At 62.7% G+C, this 15,402-nt stretch carries 14 protein-coding genes; 5 read left to right on the forward strand and 9 right to left on the reverse strand.

What is annotated here, in order from left to right; genetic code table 11:
- Positions 1 to 26: 26 nt before the first annotated feature.
- On the reverse strand, positions 27 to 1,991 hold the full coding sequence (locus H5P29_RS10980; protein ID WP_067958378.1) for a 5'-nucleotidase C-terminal domain-containing protein: 1,965 nt from the start codon (positions 1,989 to 1,991) through the stop codon (positions 27 to 29).
- Positions 1,992 to 2,204: 213 nt separating this feature from the next.
- Positions 2,205 to 2,594 carry a hypothetical protein gene (locus H5P29_RS10985; RefSeq protein ID WP_067958382.1) on the reverse strand — a complete coding sequence of 130 codons (390 nt, stop codon included), beginning with the start codon at positions 2,592 to 2,594 and terminating at the stop codon, positions 2,205 to 2,207.
- 258 nt (positions 2,595 to 2,852) lie between these two features.
- Here H5P29_RS10985 and H5P29_RS10990 point away from each other — a divergent pair, with 258 nt between their 5' ends.
- From H5P29_RS10990 to H5P29_RS11005, 4 genes are all read left to right on the forward strand, one after another.
- Complete coding sequence (locus H5P29_RS10990; protein WP_067958385.1) at positions 2,853 to 4,289, forward strand: PTS galactitol transporter subunit IIC; 1,437 nt, start codon at positions 2,853 to 2,855, stop codon at positions 4,287 to 4,289.
- A gap of 57 nt (positions 4,290 to 4,346) precedes the next feature.
- Entirely contained in the window at positions 4,347 to 4,808 is a 462-nt protein-coding gene (locus H5P29_RS10995; protein WP_154387488.1) for a PTS sugar transporter subunit IIA, read from the forward strand.
- 21 nt (positions 4,809 to 4,829) lie between these two features.
- The gene (locus H5P29_RS11000; RefSeq protein WP_067958390.1) at positions 4,830 to 5,117 is read left to right on the forward strand and encodes a PTS sugar transporter subunit IIB; all 288 of its coding nucleotides are present in this window, start codon (positions 4,830 to 4,832) and stop codon (positions 5,115 to 5,117) included.
- Positions 5,118 to 5,214: 97 nt separating this feature from the next.
- Positions 5,215 to 6,584 (forward strand): IS1182 family transposase gene (locus H5P29_RS11005; protein ID WP_185910330.1). Its coding sequence is split into 2 segments (ribosomal slippage): positions 5,215 to 5,773 and positions 5,773 to 6,584, totalling 1,371 coding nucleotides; the frame shifts between segments, so codons are not numbered across the junction.
- A gap of 156 nt (positions 6,585 to 6,740) precedes the next feature.
- On the opposite strand, the gene H5P29_RS11010 is transcribed toward H5P29_RS11005, so the two are convergent.
- From H5P29_RS11010 to H5P29_RS11035, 7 genes are all read right to left on the reverse strand, one after another.
- On the reverse strand, positions 6,741 to 8,186 hold the full coding sequence (locus H5P29_RS11010) for a homospermidine synthase (RefSeq protein WP_154386474.1): 1,446 nt from the start codon (positions 8,184 to 8,186) through the stop codon (positions 6,741 to 6,743).
- A 139-nt stretch (positions 8,187 to 8,325) separates the two neighbouring features.
- Complete coding sequence (locus H5P29_RS11015; RefSeq protein WP_246787039.1) at positions 8,326 to 9,258, reverse strand: DUF3445 domain-containing protein; 933 nt, start codon at positions 9,256 to 9,258, stop codon at positions 8,326 to 8,328.
- On the reverse strand, positions 9,240 to 9,539 hold the full coding sequence (locus H5P29_RS32525; protein ID WP_067958394.1) for a type II toxin-antitoxin system RelE/ParE family toxin: 300 nt from the start codon (positions 9,537 to 9,539) through the stop codon (positions 9,240 to 9,242). The genes H5P29_RS11015 and H5P29_RS32525 overlap by 19 nt, the downstream gene beginning before the upstream one ends.
- Positions 9,536 to 9,817, reverse strand: a complete 282-nt coding sequence (locus H5P29_RS11020; protein ID WP_067958397.1) for a CopG family ribbon-helix-helix protein — start codon at positions 9,815 to 9,817, stop codon at positions 9,536 to 9,538. Before H5P29_RS11020 ends, H5P29_RS32525 begins: the two co-directional genes overlap by 4 nt.
- Before the next feature lie 59 nt (positions 9,818 to 9,876).
- Positions 9,877 to 10,545, reverse strand: a complete 669-nt coding sequence (locus H5P29_RS11025) for an aminotransferase class IV family protein (RefSeq protein WP_154386472.1) — start codon at positions 10,543 to 10,545, stop codon at positions 9,877 to 9,879.
- Positions 10,494 to 11,648 (reverse strand): aminodeoxychorismate synthase component I, encoded by a 1,155-nt coding sequence (locus tag H5P29_RS11030; protein ID WP_154386471.1) that lies wholly within the window; start codon positions 11,646 to 11,648, stop codon positions 10,494 to 10,496. The genes H5P29_RS11025 and H5P29_RS11030 overlap by 52 nt, the downstream gene beginning before the upstream one ends.
- Positions 11,649 to 11,669: 21 nt before the next feature.
- The gene (locus H5P29_RS11035) at positions 11,670 to 13,505 is read right to left on the reverse strand and encodes a M3 family oligoendopeptidase (RefSeq protein ID WP_154386470.1); all 1,836 of its coding nucleotides are present in this window, start codon (positions 13,503 to 13,505) and stop codon (positions 11,670 to 11,672) included.
- A 142-nt stretch (positions 13,506 to 13,647) separates the two neighbouring features.
- Between H5P29_RS11035 and H5P29_RS11040 the strand changes: the two genes are divergently transcribed.
- Positions 13,648 to 15,156: a sigma-54 dependent transcriptional regulator gene (locus H5P29_RS11040; protein WP_154386469.1), complete on the forward strand. Its 1,509-nt coding sequence runs from the start codon at positions 13,648 to 13,650 to the stop codon at positions 15,154 to 15,156.
- Positions 15,157 to 15,402 lie beyond the last annotated feature (246 nt).

Genomic DNA, 15,402 nt, shown 5'->3' on the forward strand with positions numbered 1-15,402 from the left:
GGGTTTGCTCAGGCAAGTAGCCCTGTTCAGTTTGCCGACGGGATCGAAAGCGTTCCGCCGATATGCAGGTCCTCGGCCTTGGCGTCCGGGTTGGCCGCGGCAATCGCCTGCCACTTGGTCGCGTCACCGAGATAGGTTTTGGCCAGATCCCAGAAGGTGTCGCCGCGGGCAATGGTGTGCGACTTGCCGGCGGCAGCCGGTGACGCCGCAGCGGGTGCAGTTGCCTCGGCAGGCTTGGCTGGCTCGACTGTCGGAGGCGTGCCGGCGATCTCGCCCGAGGCGCTCGGCAGCGCAGGCGTTGCCGGTGTGGCTTCGGTCGTTGCCGCGGGGGCGGCTTCAGCCGGCTTGGCCGGCTCGGCAGCAGGCGCTGCGGCAACGGTCGCGGCGATCTCGGTGATGCGGCCGTCGAGCTTGGGCGTGAACGGACGGTTCTTGCCGAGATAGTCGGCAACGACCTGTTCGAGGCTCGGACCATAGTCGTAGGCGTTGGTGGCGTTCGACGCGAACAGCTTGTAGCCGTCGCCGCCCTGGCGGACGTAGTTGTTGGTCGCGACCGTATAGACCTTGGCTTCGTCGATCGGCTTCCAGGCGCCGCCGTCCATCACCTCGACCGATTTGATGCGGCCGGCATTGGCGGCGACCGATTTGTCGAAGGAGTATTTCAGGCCGGCGACCTGCGGAAACTTGCCCTTGCCTTCCTCGATCTCGCTGACGCCTGCCTCGAGCGAGGCGACGATGTCCTTGCCGGAGAGCTGGAAAGTGGCGAGCGTGTTCTGGAACGGCAAGACGGTGAGAACTTCGCCCATCGTCACCACGCCCTTGTCGATCGAGGCGCGGATGCCGCCGCCGTTCTGGAAGACGATGGTGACGCCCTGGTCCTTGACCCGGTCGAGGATGGCGTCGGAGATCAGGTTGCCCATCGCACATTCGCGGGCACGGCAATTATCGCGGCTGCCGTCGATCAGGTCGGTGGCCTCGGCGACTTCCTTGTTCTTCAGCTCTTCGATCGGCGCGCCGAGTTCCTTGATGCGGGCGAGAACCGCCTCGTCCGGCTTGACCGAGTTGTCGAGATAGATCGGGTCGCCCTTGGCTCCCTTGACCACGCCGTTGTCGTCGAAGGTGACGGTGAACTCGCCGAGATATTTGGAGTAGGACGCGGCCTGGGTGACCGGAACCTTGTAGCCCTCGGGATTGTCGATCATCGTCGGGTAGGGGCCCTCGGCCTTGGCGTCGGTGTTCGACAACAGAGAATGCGAGTGGCCGCCGACGACAACGTCGACGCCGGGAATCTTGGCGATCAGTTCCTTGTCGCGGGGATAGCCGACATGGGTCAGCGCGATGATCTTGTTGACGCCCTCGGCCTTCAGCTTCTCGACTTCGGCGGTGATCGTCTTGATGTCGTCTTCGATGGCGATGTTCGGGCCGGGCGAGGCGATTTCCGGGGTATCGGTGGTGACGGCGCCGATGATGCCTATCTTCTGGCCGCCGACCTCGAGCACCAGTGACGGCTTAATGCGGTCGCCGACCTTGGACTGGGCATTCGGGTGGACGTTGGCCGAGAGAACCGGGAACTGGATCTTCTCGAGGAAAGGCACCAGCGCTTCTTCGCCGTCGTCGAACTCGTGGTTGCCCACGGTCATGGCGTCGAACTTCATCTGATTGAGGAATTCGGCTTCAACCGCGCCCTTGTAGGTGGTGTAGAACAAAGAGCCCTGGAAGTTGTCACCGCCATTGAGCAAGAGAACGTTCTGGCCTTCGAGTTTCTTGCGCTGTTCGGCAATCGCCGTGACCAGGCGCGCGGCACCGCCGATGCACTCGCCTTTGCCCTCTTCTTCGGCGGAGCAGGTCGATTCAAACTTGTTGTTGCTCTCAATGCGGCTGTGCCAGTCATTGATATGCATGATGGTCAACGTATAGTCGGCGAATGACGGCGCGGCGGAATAGCCGAATGCCGAGGCCGACAAAGCCGCAATGGCAGCCAATCTTTTCATAATGAAATCTCCCGAATGACCCCCGCGAGACGTTTAGCGTCTTCGCTTGATCGGAATGTTACACATTCCTTGGCGCCATGTTCACATTCCGAATTTTCGGATGCAAGGGAGAATCGGAAACGAAAAGCCGGCTTACTTGCCGGGCATGGCTTCCGGCCGCGCCGGAAGCCTGAAAGGAGATGCCGTGCCCGCCGAAGCGGGCTTGGAATGCCGTCAGGCGGTACGCCGGGTCAGGGTGAATTGCTGGCCGGCCGAGCTGGTGCAGTTGAGCTGGTTGGCCGAGATCAGCAGGCAGTTGAAGCTGATCGGCGACTGGCGGATCAGCGACGTGCCGTTGATCTGGACCGAGTTGGCGCCAGTCAGGATGTAGGTACCATCCGAGAGCTTCTGGCCGGTGTCGGTCGCGACCGTCTGGAACGAGCCGGCGGCAAAGGTGGAGAGCCCAGTGCCCTTGGCGTCGAGCCAGGCACCTTCCACACCCGTCGGCGCTGGCCTCACGCCACCGCCGCCCGAAGATCCGCCGCCGCTGGTCGAACAGCCGGCAATGGCGGCCGCAAGCAAGGCAAGCACTCCGGCCGAAGCAATTTTGCGCGAAGTCGTCATGAAAGAATCCTCTCCTCAGTCCGCAGCCTTCAATCGCCCGATTTTGCTTTCAAGGCAAGGCTTTGCCGGCCGACATCGTCGGTCGGGCAATTGCGAATTGACTGCGACTGTGGCCGATTTGCCCGCCCGTTGGGCCGTCAGGACCGCATGGGTAGATTGACAGTTTTTGTAAACGATGCAACTTTCGTATGCCGTAAAACACAAATGTTCTAGGCAAGGGATGTGCCTGGAGCAACTTAGACGCCTTGGGGAGGCAACATGGATTCGTTTCTGACCGGCCTGAAAGCGGCCGTGGACACGCTTGGAGCAACGGTACTGTTGCCCATCGTCATTTTCATCATCGCTGTGGTTCTCGGCGCCAAGGTGGGCAAGGCGTTCCGCGCCGCCATCACCATCGGTGTCGCCTTCATCGGCATCAACCTGGTGCTTGGGCTGATGCTCGGCTCGATCGGCGACGTCGCCAAGGCGATCGTCACCAACACCGGCATCCAGCGCGACATCGTCGATGTCGGCTGGCCGTCGGCTGCCGCCATTGCCTTCGGCTCGTCGGTCGGCCTGTGGGTCATTCCGATCGGTATTGCCGTCAACATCGCGCTGCTGCTTTTGCGACTGACGCGCACGCTCAACGTCGACGTCTGGAATTTCTGGCACTTTGCCTTCGTCGGTTCGCTGGCCACCGCCGCTACCGGCAGCCTCGGCTACGGCTTGGCGGTCGCAGCGCTCGTCGCAGCGCTTGCGCTGCTGTTCGCCGACTGGTCGGCACGCGCGGTGCAGCAGTTCTACGGCATTCCCGGTGTGTCGGTGCCGCATCTGGCCTCGGCGCAGATCCTGCCCATCGCCATCGTGCTGAACTGGATCATGGACCGCATTCCTGGCATCAACAGGATCAATATCTCGACCGAGACCATCGAGAAGCGCTTCGGCGTGTTCGGCGAGCCGGTCGTGCTCGGCCTGATCATCGGCCTCGTGCTTGGTGTGATCGCCTACTACAACGCCGGCGATTTCGGCACCGTGCTGTCCAAGGTGCTGACGACGGGCATGACGCTGGCTGCTGTGATGCTGCTTCTGCCGCGCATGGTGAAGGTGCTGATGGAAGGCCTGCTGCCAGTTTCGGACGCCGCCCAGGAATTCGTCCGCAAGCGCACCGGTGACCGTGAGCTGCTCGTCGGCCTCGACTCGGCGATCCTGATCGGTCACCCCGCCGCCATCTCGTCGTCGCTGATCCTGGTACCGATCGCCATCGTGCTGTCGGTCATCCTGCCCGGCAACCGCGTCATCCTGTTCGCCGATCTTGCAGTCATTCCGTTCATTGTCGCCATGACCGCGCCGCTGCTCAAGGGCAACGTCTTCCGCATGGTCATCGTCGGCACCGTCACGCTGGCGCTCGGCTTCTATGTTGCAAACGCGCTGGCGCCGCTGTTCACAAGTGCTGCCGTCTCGTCGGGCTTCCAGATGCCGGCCAATGCGGTGCAGATCACCTCTGTCGTCGACGGCTTCCTGTGGATCCCTTACGTGATCATCGAAGCGATCCAGGGCCTCGCCATCGCCGGCCTGGTTCTGCTCGCGGCGGTGATTGCTCTGCTGTTCGTCCTCTACCGCCGCAACAGCGCGGCATGGGAGCGTGCGGCGGGCGCCGAGGATGAAGCCGAGCAGGCAGCCCCTGCCGTCCGCGCCAAGGCTTCGGCACACGCCTGACATCGAAAACCCGGACCGGCGGCGCGTGCCGCCGGTTTCGGACACTGGAGTAGTTGAATGGCGCGAGCCCTGATGAACTTTCTCGATCCCCAAGCCATTGCCCTGGGGGTCGAGGCACAAGACAACGAAGCGGTCATCCGCCTGCTTGCCGGCAAGCTCGAGGCGCTCGGCTATGTCCGGCCGTCCTATGCGGGCGCCGTGGTAAAGCGCGAGGCGACGATGCCGACCGGCCTGCCGCTCGGCTACGCCCTCAATGTCGCCATTCCGCACACCGACCCGGAGCATGTCCTGAAACCGGGTATCGCGCTGGCCGTGCTGCGAAAGCCGGTGGACTTCGCCAACATGGAAGATCCCGACGAGGCGGTGCCGGTCGGCTACGTGTTCCTGCTTGCCATCAACGACAAGGACAAGCAGATAGATATGCTTCAGGAAATCATGGACACCATCCAGAGCGAGGCGGCGCTTGCCAGCCTCAGCAACGCCAGGTCGATCGAAGACATCGGCGCAGTGCTCGGCTAGCCATAGGAAGGGATTTACTCGATGGCCAAACAGAAGACCGTTCTCTTTGCCTGTGGCACCGGCGTCGCCACCTCGACGGCAGTCAACGCTACCGTCACCGAAGCCATGAAATCGCGCGGGCTGATCTTCAACGCCATGCAGTGCAAGGCGACCGAAGTGCCGAGCCTCGCCGACAATGTCGACCTCATCGTGTCGACCACGCCCATTTCGGCGTCGGTGACTGTCCCAGTCATCAAGGGGCTCGCCTTCCTGACCGGCATCGGCAAGGACAAGGCGCTCGACGACATCGAGGCCGAGCTGCGCAAGTAGCTCCACCTCCGCGAGCAAGCAAAAAGGGCGCCTCGCGGCGCCTTCAGACTGCTGACAAACCCCTGGCGAGAGTTGGGGGGTTGTGATTCAGTGGGTGATGTTGAAGCGAGCCGGCCCTGAACAAACCGCACTTGAGATCGTCACGCTCGATCAACTGGTTCCAGTTGATCACCTTCTGCGCAAGATCGATGGTGTTATCGATTTCTCGTTCATCCACGATCTGACAGCGCCGCTTTACTGCGCCGACAATGGTCGCCCGCCACTTGATCCGACTTTGATGTTCAAGGCGCTGTTCATCGGCTACCTGTTCGGGGTGCGCTCGGAGCGGCAATTGGTGCGAGAGATCGAGGTCAATGTCGCCTACCGGTGGTTCCTGCGGCTGAAGCTGACGGACAAGGTGTTCGACGCCTCGACATTGTCGCAGAACCGACGCCGGCGTTACCAGGACGAGACGATCGCGCAGGCGATCTTCGACCGCATTGTCGAGCAGGCGATCGGGGCAGGCTTGGTCGACGGCACGGTGCTCTACACCGACAGCACGCACCTGAAGGCCAATGCCAACAAGGGCAAGTACGACCTTGCCATGGTCGCCAAGTCGCGTGCCGACTACTGGGGCGAGCTCGACCGGGCGATCGATGCCGAACGGGCGTTGCACGCCAGAAGGCGCTGAAGGAGCAGGAGCGGCAGCCTGCGGTGAAAGAGACGAAGGTCTCGCGCACCGATCCTGAGGCAGGCTATATGGTGCGCGAGGGCAAGCCGAAGGGCTTCTTTTATCTCGATCACCGCACGGTGGATGGCGGCTTCGGCATCATCACCGACACGTTTGCCACGCCGGCCAACGTGCATGACTCGATCGTCTATCTCGACCGGCTCGACCGCCAGGTGGAGCGTTTCGGCTTCGATGTCACGGCGGCGGGGCTGGATGCCGGCTATGCCACGCCAGGCATCGCCAAGGGCCTGGAGGACAGCAACATCCACGGTGTCGTCGGCTATCGCAACCCGACCCGGCCAAAGCCTGGCAAGATGAGGAAGGGCGCTTTCGTCCATGAGCCGGACCTTGACGGCTATCGTTGCCCGCAGGGCCAGTTGCTCACTTACGCCACCACCGATCGCGGCGGTTATCGCCACTACAGGAGCGACCCGACGATCTGCCGCAACTGTCCGCTGCTGGCGTCTTGCACATCAAACGCCAAGGCCGAGCGCACCATCACGCGCCATGTCTGGCAGGATGTCCGCGAGCGGGTCGATGCCAACCGCTTAACCGCATGGGGCAAGGCGATCTATCGACGCCGCAAGGAGACGGTCGAGCGATCCTTCGCCGATGCCAAGCAGCTCCTCGGCCATCGCTATGCCCGCTTCCGAGGGCGAACACGCGTCGCCTGCCAGTGCCTGATCGCAGCCGCCGCCCAGAACATGAAAAAGATCGCAATCAGCCTCTGGCCAAAGCCAGAACCAAGCCTCGCATGAGGCCAAAGCCGGCTCGCAACGGCACCGGCATCTGCTCCCCGAAATCAATCCAAAAGCTCAATCAACCCACAAAACAAAACCCCGCCGAAATTCGACGGGGTTTGTCAGCAGTCTGAGGGCGCCTCGCGGCGCCCTTTTCGTTTTCCGGCAACGCGTTCAGCGCACCAGGATGTTGCGGAACTGCCAGGGGTCTTCCTTGTCGAGATCCTCCTCGAACAGGCCGGGGCGGCCTTCAAGCGGCGTCCAGTCGGTGTAGTAGCCGTTGACCGGTCCGAGATACTGCTTCTGCACGTCGAGGCAACGCTTGTAGTCGACGTCGTCGGCTTCGACGATGCCGGCTTCCGGATTTTCGAGCGCCCAGACCATGCCGGCGAGCACGGCTGACGAGACCTGCAGGCCAGTGGCATTCTGGTAAGGCGCAAGCTTGCGCGCCTGTTCGAGCGTCAGCTGCGAGCCGTACCAGTAGGCATTCTTGTCGTGGCCGTAGAGCAGCACGCCGAGTTCATCCGAGCCGTCGACAAGTTCGTTTTCGTCAAGCACGTGATGGACGGGCTGTGCCTTGCCGGCTGCGCCGAACATCTCGTGCAGCGACAGCACCGCGTCGTTGCAGGGATGGTAGGCGTAGTGGCAGGTCGGGCGGTAGGTCACCTTGCCCTTCTTCGAGCGCACGGTGAAGAAGTCGGAGATCGAGATCGCCTCGTTGTGGGTGACCAGGAAGCCGTATTGCGGGCCGGGTGTCGGGCACCAGGTGCGAACGCGGGTGTTGGCGCCGGGCTGCTCGAGATAGATCGCAGCCTTGGTGCCCTTCTTGAACTTCTTGGCGTTCTTGGGCTTCCAGGTCTCGTGGGTGCCCCAGCCGAGCTCTGCCGGCTGCAAACCTTCCGAAATGAAGCCTTCGACCGACCAGGTGTTCCAGAACACGTTCATCGGCTTGGGATTCTTGGTGCGCTGGGTGTCGCGCTCGGCGATGTGGATGCCCTTGACGCCGGCCTTCTTCATCAGCGCGGCCCAACCGTCACGGTCGTTGGTCGCCGGTTCCTCGAAGTCGAGGCCGAGATCCCTGGACAGGTTGACCAGCGCCTGCTTGACGAACCACGAGACCATGCCGGGATTGGCGCCGCAGGTCGAAACGGCTGTCGTTCCGCCCGGGTGCTTGCGCCGCTCTTCCAGCAGCGTCTCGCGCAGCGCGTAGTTGGTGCGCTCGCCATTGTCGGCGCTGTTGTCGAAGTAGAAGCCGAGCCACGGCTCGATGACGGTGTCGACGTAGAGCGTGCCGAGCTTGCGGCACAGATGCATGAGCTCCACGGAACCGGTGTCGACCGAGAGGTTGACACAGAAGCCCTGGCCACCGCCATTGGTCAGCAGCGGCGTCAAAAGCGCCTTGAAATTGTCCTTGGTTACCGCCTCCTGGATGAATTTGATGCCACGCTCATCCGCGAGTTTTCGGTTTTCGTCGCTGGGATCGATAATCACCATGCGCGACTTGTCGAACTTGAAATGGCGTTCAATGAGGGGGAGCGTTCCGCGGCCGATCGAACCAAAGCCGATCATCACAACAGGACCAGTAATCTCACCGTAAACGGGCCATTTTTCATTCGCCATTTTTTATGGCACTCCTTCTCACACTAAAAGAGCCGGGCCCCGATTGACCCGGCTTCAACGGCTAAACCATACATGCTTGTCACAATAAAGCGAATCCAGTTCCCACATCCTGTAGGAACCGGACGTTATGCCGCTATTCTTAGCCGGCGGAGGCGATGCCGTTGAGGAAACCGACCAACCTGTCGCGGTCGGCGGTCAGGCCCTTGTAGTCGAGCTGATCCCGGTCGAGGCTCATCAGTTGTCCGGCGAAAGACGGGGCCAGTTGGGCCCTGTCGGGATTGCGCGCAAGCACCGCCAGCGGGTCGAGATAGATGCGGATGGTGAAAAGGATATCACCTGAGATGGGCAGCTTGCGCAGGGTCTGGCGTTCGACGCGGATGAAGGCGTGGGCGGCGACGTCGGCACAGGGAAAGGTCGAATCCGTTTCCGCCGAGCGGGCTAAACGCTGACGATCGGACAGCGGGTGATAGAGCTCGCCATTGGCCTGAACCGACCAGTTGAAGCGCTCGACCAAGACCGCGAGCTTGTCGAACATGCGGGCGATCAGCTCGTTCATGCGAGTGCCCGGCCCGAATCCGGGGACGGGGCCGTGAATGTCGTGGATCGCCTTGCCGAACTTCTCGGTCAGCCGCCACGACGAGGGAAAGCACAGCGAACCGGCGGCCAGCCTCCAGCCATTTTCACCCTGCCGCATCAGGATCAGGTCTTCCTGGACGAGTTTTGACGCGGCAATCAACGGGTTGTCGCCAGCGTTGGTGACGTCGACGGAGCGGCCGGAGCCTGCGATCACACAGCGCCCGCCTTCGAGGTGATAGGTCTCCGGATAGCGCTCGACCAAGTGCGCGACCAGAAGGTCAAGCACCTCCTGCTGGGCCGCACGCGTCTCAGGCTCGGCGACGAAGACCTTGTCGGGGATCTCGGCGTAGAGCCGGTCCTTCTCCGCGAGATAGGCTTCGAGATGCTCGTCCAGCTCGATCCAGTCGCGCGCTTCGGCCTGTTTCAGTCCGATGGCGAAAGGTTTGGAGGTGCCGTCGTAAGGCGTATGCGCAGGGATCACAGGGTGGTCGGCCACTGCGGCGGGCGATTGCGCCTGGTGTGGTAGACACGCAGCACTTCTATGTTGCCGTCCTTGACGCGGTACGGAATGAAATAGGGCAGGTCGGGCACCGCACATTCGCGTACGGACTCGCGACCGGCGGTCGGGCGCCCGATGTCGGGCCGCTCCTCGATCAGCCGCAGCGCCTTGATGATGCGCTCGCCGACCTTCTGCGCCATTTCTGGGTCATCAGCGGCAATGGTTGTGCGGAGCTCGGCGAGATAACGGACGGCGCGGGGAAGGATGCGTAGCGTCATGTCTCGGCGGCGCCTGCTTCTGGAGCTGGCAGTTCACTCTCGGATCCCCATGACGCCAGCCAATCCGTCACGGTTTCTCCCAGCACGAATGTGCCTTCATCGGCCTCGCGTTCGGCCTCGCGCACGCTGGCGAGATAGGCCTGCTGGTCTCCGACATAAGCGGCCACTGCTTCCTTGATGATGAAGGCGCGCGAACGTCTCGTCAGCGTTGCATAATCGTCTACTTCGCAGCGCAGATCGTCGGGCAGGCTGATAGAGAATTTGGATTCGCTGGCCATGTTCAGGCTCTACAAATGCACCTGGGAACAATGTAGTCGACTATCGCGGTGAGTCAAACCTAACCTCGCACCAGCTTTGCCGGTATCAACCCGCGTAGCGAATTCCCGACCCATAGTCTTGATGCCCCGCCAAGGTCATCTAAGCTCAAAATGGTCTCGACGGCTTCGCCGCGCTCAAGCATTTCGCCGCGCAAAACCCCGGCAAGCAGGCCGCAAGCAAGTGCAGGCGTCCCGAGTGGTCCACCCTCGCCAAGATCAACAAAGATGCTGGTGATGGTGCCTTCGCAGACGTTTCCTGCCTGGTTGAGCAGGATCATCTCGTCGGCTTTTTCGCGGGAAAACTCGGCGCGGGCACGGTCATAGGCTTCGCGGCGCGTGGTCTTGTGGCGCAGCAGCAGATTTGAGCTGTCGAGACGAGTCGCGGCGATGCGTATCGTCCACATGGCATCAGGCGCAAGCGCTGCGAATGGCTGGGTGGTGACGTCTGTGCTGCCGTCGGCGGCAAGGGCGAGCCGGACCCGCAAGGCAGCGTCGCCGGTGGCTGCACGTTTCAGGTTTTGCCCGACGATTTCGCGGTCGAAGCCGAAGCCAAGGGCCCGTGCTGAAGCTTCGAGCCGGGCAAGGTGCAGATCGCCGCGGAGGAAACCGCCAGCCGGCTCCCAGCGCATCGTCTCGATCAGGTCGAAGCCGGAACCGTGCCCGTGGCGAAGCGTGCTTTCAGAAGACATTCCGCATACTCCGCTTCCGCAGTCGAATCGAACACCACGCCGCCGCCGACATTGTAGACGGCCTCGCCGTCCTCATGCAGCGTGATGGTGCGGATCGCCACCGAAAAGCGCATCGTGCCGCCGGGCGCTATCCAGCCGATGGCGCCGCAATAGACGTCACGTGGGGTGCTCTCCAGTTCGCGCAGGATTTCCATCGCGCGGATTTTCGGAGCTCCGGTGATCGAGCCACACGGAAACAGAGCCGCGAAGACCTGCTCGATGCTGAGATCGGGCAACAGCTTCGCCCGCACGGTGCTGACCATCTGGTGCACCGTCGGGTAGCTCTCGATGCGAAACAGCTCGGGAACGTCGAGTGTACCGACTTCGCTGATCAGCGAGATGTCGTTGCGCAGCAGATCGACGATCATGCGGTTTTCCGCCTGGTTCTTCTCGTCGTTGCGCAGGAACTCCCTGAGGGCGGCATCCTCTTCCGGCGTCTTGCCGCGCGGGGCGGTGCCTTTCATCGGATGTGTCTCGATCCAGCCGTCGCTGTCGATCTCGAAGAACAGTTCGGGCGAGCGCGACAGCACCGTGGGGCCGCCGAGCGAGACCAGCGCGCCATATTTCACCGGCTGCCGGGCAATCAAGGCGTCGAAGGCGTCTAGCGGGGTGCCCGACCACTGCGCCTGGACCGGAAAGGTCAGGTTGGCCTGGTAGCAGTCGCCCTGGCGCAGGTGCTGGTGCAGCTTGTTGAAGCGGCGCTCATAGTCCGCTTCCGACCATGTCGCCCGTGCATCGAAGATCGGCCCGTTGGTGACGGCCGCGCGCGATGCCGGACGGTCGTTGTCCGACGGCTGGTCGAACACGCCGAGGCAGACCAGCGGCGCGCGTCGGCCGCGGGGAAGCAGCGGCCGCAGCTTCGGTTCGAGCAGGTAGCCGGCCTCGTAGGAGAAGTAGCCGGCGAGCCACTTGCCCTGTTCGTGCGCCTTCTGGGCTGCCTGCAATGCCGGGAAAAAATCCGCAGCGTCCTGGGCAACGATGATCTCGCGCGGTGCCTCGAACAGCACCTCGCGGCCGGCGGGGTCGTCCCTGAACAGGACGAAGGGGGAGTGGGGACCAGTCATGACAGTTGCCTGGGGACGCGATCAGTCCAGCGCTTCCAGTTCGTCGATGAGGCTGCTGATGACGGCAAGCCCCTTCTGCCAGAAGGCGGGATCGGTGGCGTCGAGCCCGAACGGTTTCAGCAGCTCCGAATGATGCTTGGTGCCGCCGGCGCGCAGCATCTCGAAATACTTGTCCTGAAAGCCGCGCTCGGCATTCTGGTAGACGGCATAGAGCGAATTCACCAGGCAGTCGCCGAAGGCATAGGCATAGACGTAGAAGGGCGAGTGGATGAAGTGCGGGATGTAGGACCAGAACACCTCGTAGCCTTCGCGCAGCTTGATCGCCGGCCCCAGGCTCTCGGCCTGAACCTCGAGCCAGAACTGGCCGAGCTGGTCCGAGGTCAGCTCGCCGTTCTTGCGTTCGGAATGGACCTTGCGCTCGAATTCGTAGAAGGCGATCTGGCGCACGACCGTATTGATCATGTCCTCGACCTTCTGCGCCAGCATCGCCTTGCGCTCGCGCTTGTCCGTGGTGCGGTCGAGCAGCGAGCGGAAAGTCAGCATCTCGCCGAACACGCTTGCCGTTTCGGCAAGCGTCAGCGGCGTCGAGGCCATCAGGGCGCCCTGGCCGGCTGCAAGGACCTGGTGCACGCCGTGGCCGAGTTCGTGGGCAAGGGTCATCACGTCGCGCGGCTTGCCCATGTAGTTGAGCAGCACGTAGGGGTGCGCCGACGGCACCGTCGGGTGGGCAAAGGCGCCCGGCGCCTTGCCGGGGCGGACCGGGGCGTCGATCCAGCGGCGGTCGAAGAAGTCACGCGCGATCTCGGCCATTTCGGGCGAGAAGCGCTGGTAGGCGGTCAGCACCGTATCCTTGGCGTCGTCCCAGCCGATCGTCGCCTGCGGCGTCTCGGGCAGCGGCGCGTTGCGGTCCCAGTGGTTCATCACCTCCATGCCGAGCCACTTGGCCTTCATCTTGTAGTAGCGATGCGACAGGCGCGGGTAGGCGGCGCGGACGGCTGCCGCGAGCGCGTCGACGACCTCGCGCTCGACGCGGTTGGCGAGGTGGCGCGAGTCGGCGATGTCCTCGAAGCCGCGCCAGCGGTCGGAGATTTCCTTGTCCTTGGACAAAGTGTTGGTGATCAGCGTAAAGACGCGCTGATTCTTGCGGAAGGTCGCGGCAAGCGCGTCTGATGCTGCCTTGCGAACCTCGCCATCGGGATCCTGGAGCATGTTCAGCGCCGGCTCGAGCGCCAGCTCCTCGCCACCGATGTTGAAGCGCAGGTCGGTCATGGTCTCGTCGAACAGCCGGTTCCAGGCGCCGCGCCCGGTGATCGACTTTTCATGGAACAGCTGCTCGACGCGGTCTTCGAGTTGGTAGGGCTTGTCCTTGCGTAGGTCGAGCACCCAGGGACGGTAATGGCCGAAAGCCGGGTCGGCATCGAGCGCCTTGAGGATGAGGTCGTCATCGACCAGGTTCAGCTCGAGCGCGAAGAACAGAAGATGCGCGCTGGCATCCGTCATCTTTTCCTGCACGTCGCCATAGAGCTTTGAGCGCTTGGGGTCGGAGGTGTCGCCGGCATAGACGAGCCCGGCGTAGGAAACGACGCGGCCGACCAGCTCTTCCAGCGCCTCATAGGTGCGCATCGCCTCGCCGAGCTTGCCGGCGCCCCCGCGCCCGGCCTCGATGGCAAGCGTACCTTTCCAGCGCGCCTCGAAGGCAACGGCATCGGCCGAGGCTTTCTCGAGGTCGCGGGCAAGCTCCGGCGCGTCCATGCTGGAATAGAGGTCGGCAAGGTTCCATTCGGGCAGTTCGCCCAGCCCTGCCGCGCTCCCGGCGGAGGCAGTGGCCGACATCTGTTGCCTGGAATTCCAACGCATTGCGTCTTCCTTTTCACTGACTTTGACCGGTTGGATTCAATCCTAAGGGATTCGTTCACCGGCTTTCTTGAAACCTTATTTAGAACCCTGTGCCAGGATGATCCACATCCAATCAGCAACTGCGGGCATATTGCGGACATTCATGGCAGGTTCGATTCTCATAGTCGATGACGATCCCGTACAACGTCGCCTCGTCGACGCCGCGGTGACGAAATTCGGCCACACCGCCATAACTGTCGACGGCGGCGAAGCCGCGCTGCGCATGCTCGACGGACCCCGCGCGGGCGAGATCTGCGTGATCATCCTCGACCTGTCCATGCCCGGGCTCGACGGCATCGGCGTGCTCAAGGCGATGCGCGAGCGCGGCATCGCCCTTCCGGTCATCGTCCAGACCGCCCAAGGCGGCATCGAAACCGTGGTTTTGGCGATGCGCAACGGCGCCTTCGACTTTGTCGTCAAGCCGGCCTCGCCAGACCGGCTGGCTGCGGCAATCGACAACGCGCTCAAGGTCGAAGCGGTCGAGGACCAGGTGCGCCGTACGGCACGCCGCGGCAGCGGCTTGCTCACCTTCCGCGACATGGTCACCCGCAGCCCGGCCATGGACCGTGTCATCCGACTCGGCCAGAAGGCCGCAGCTTCCAACATCCCGATCCTGATCGAGGGCGAATCGGGTGTCGGCAAGGAGCTCGTGGCGCGCGCCATCCAGGGCTCCGGCGACCGCCGCTCGAAACCCTTCGTCACCGTCAATTGCGGCGCCATTCCCGACAATCTCGTCGAGAGCATCCTGTTCGGCCATGAGAAAGGCTCGTTCACCGGTGCGACGGAGAAACATCCGGGCAAGTTCGTCGAGGCCAACCACGGCACGCTGTTCCTCGACGAGATTGGCGACCTGCCGCTCGACGTGCAGGTCAAGCTGTTGCGCGCGGTGCAGGAGGGCGAGGTCGATCCGGTCGGCGGCCGCGCCACGGTCAAGGTCGACATCAGGCTGATTTCGGCGACGCACCGCAATCTTCTGCAGCAGGTCAAGGACAGCAAGTTCCGCGAGGACCTTTTCTACCGCCTCAACGTCTATCCGATCTTCGTGCCGCCGCTGCGCGACCGTCGCGACGACATCCCGCTTTTGGTCAGCCATTTCATCTCGCGTGTCGCGCCCGCCAGTCCGCATGGCCGCATACCGATGATCTCGGAAGGTGCGCTGGGGCTGCTTCAGGCCTATGACTGGCCGGGCAACATCCGGCAGCTCGAAAACGCGGTGTTCCGCGCCTGCGTGCTGTCCGAGGGCGATATCCTTACCGAGGACGAGTTCCCGCAGATCCGCGCCCAGGTCGAAGGCGTGGTCGATCTTGGCGGCGAAGCCGTGCCCGCGGCGGCCAAGATCGTCGTGGACAGGCCGACGTCTGCCGCAGCCCTTCAGCCGCCGGCACCGGAGCGGCTTCGGCCGGGAATGCTGCGTGCGCTCGACGAGCGCGGCAATGTCCGGGCGCTTGCCGATGTCGAGTTGGAGATGATCCGGCTCGCCATCGATCACTACAACGGCCAGATGAGCGAGGTCGCCCGGCGGCTGGGAATCGGCCGCTCGACGCTGTATCGTAAACTCAAGGAATACGGCATCGATCCCGAAACCGGTCGCAGCGAGCGGTTGGCCTCTTGAAATTTTGTTGCCGCTGATTTTGATTTAAAGCTTGCGTGTCGCTTGCGGGGCGCAGCGCACTACAGTTTCGTGCGTATTTGTTCAGTGGTGTTTTTGTGGTTTAAACCAGTGGTTTACCATGAAAAGGTGCGATTCCTTTTTGCTGGGATATCGCCATGGTGTTACCGCATTTCGCCTTCAATAAGCAGTGATTAACCATTAGGATCGATATTCGGACGCGAATCCGTAATCGTGTCCGGGCTTCAA

This window comes from Aminobacter sp. MDW-2, assembly GCF_014250155.1.
Taxonomy (GTDB): Bacteria; Pseudomonadota; Alphaproteobacteria; order Rhizobiales; family Rhizobiaceae; genus Aminobacter; species Aminobacter ciceronei.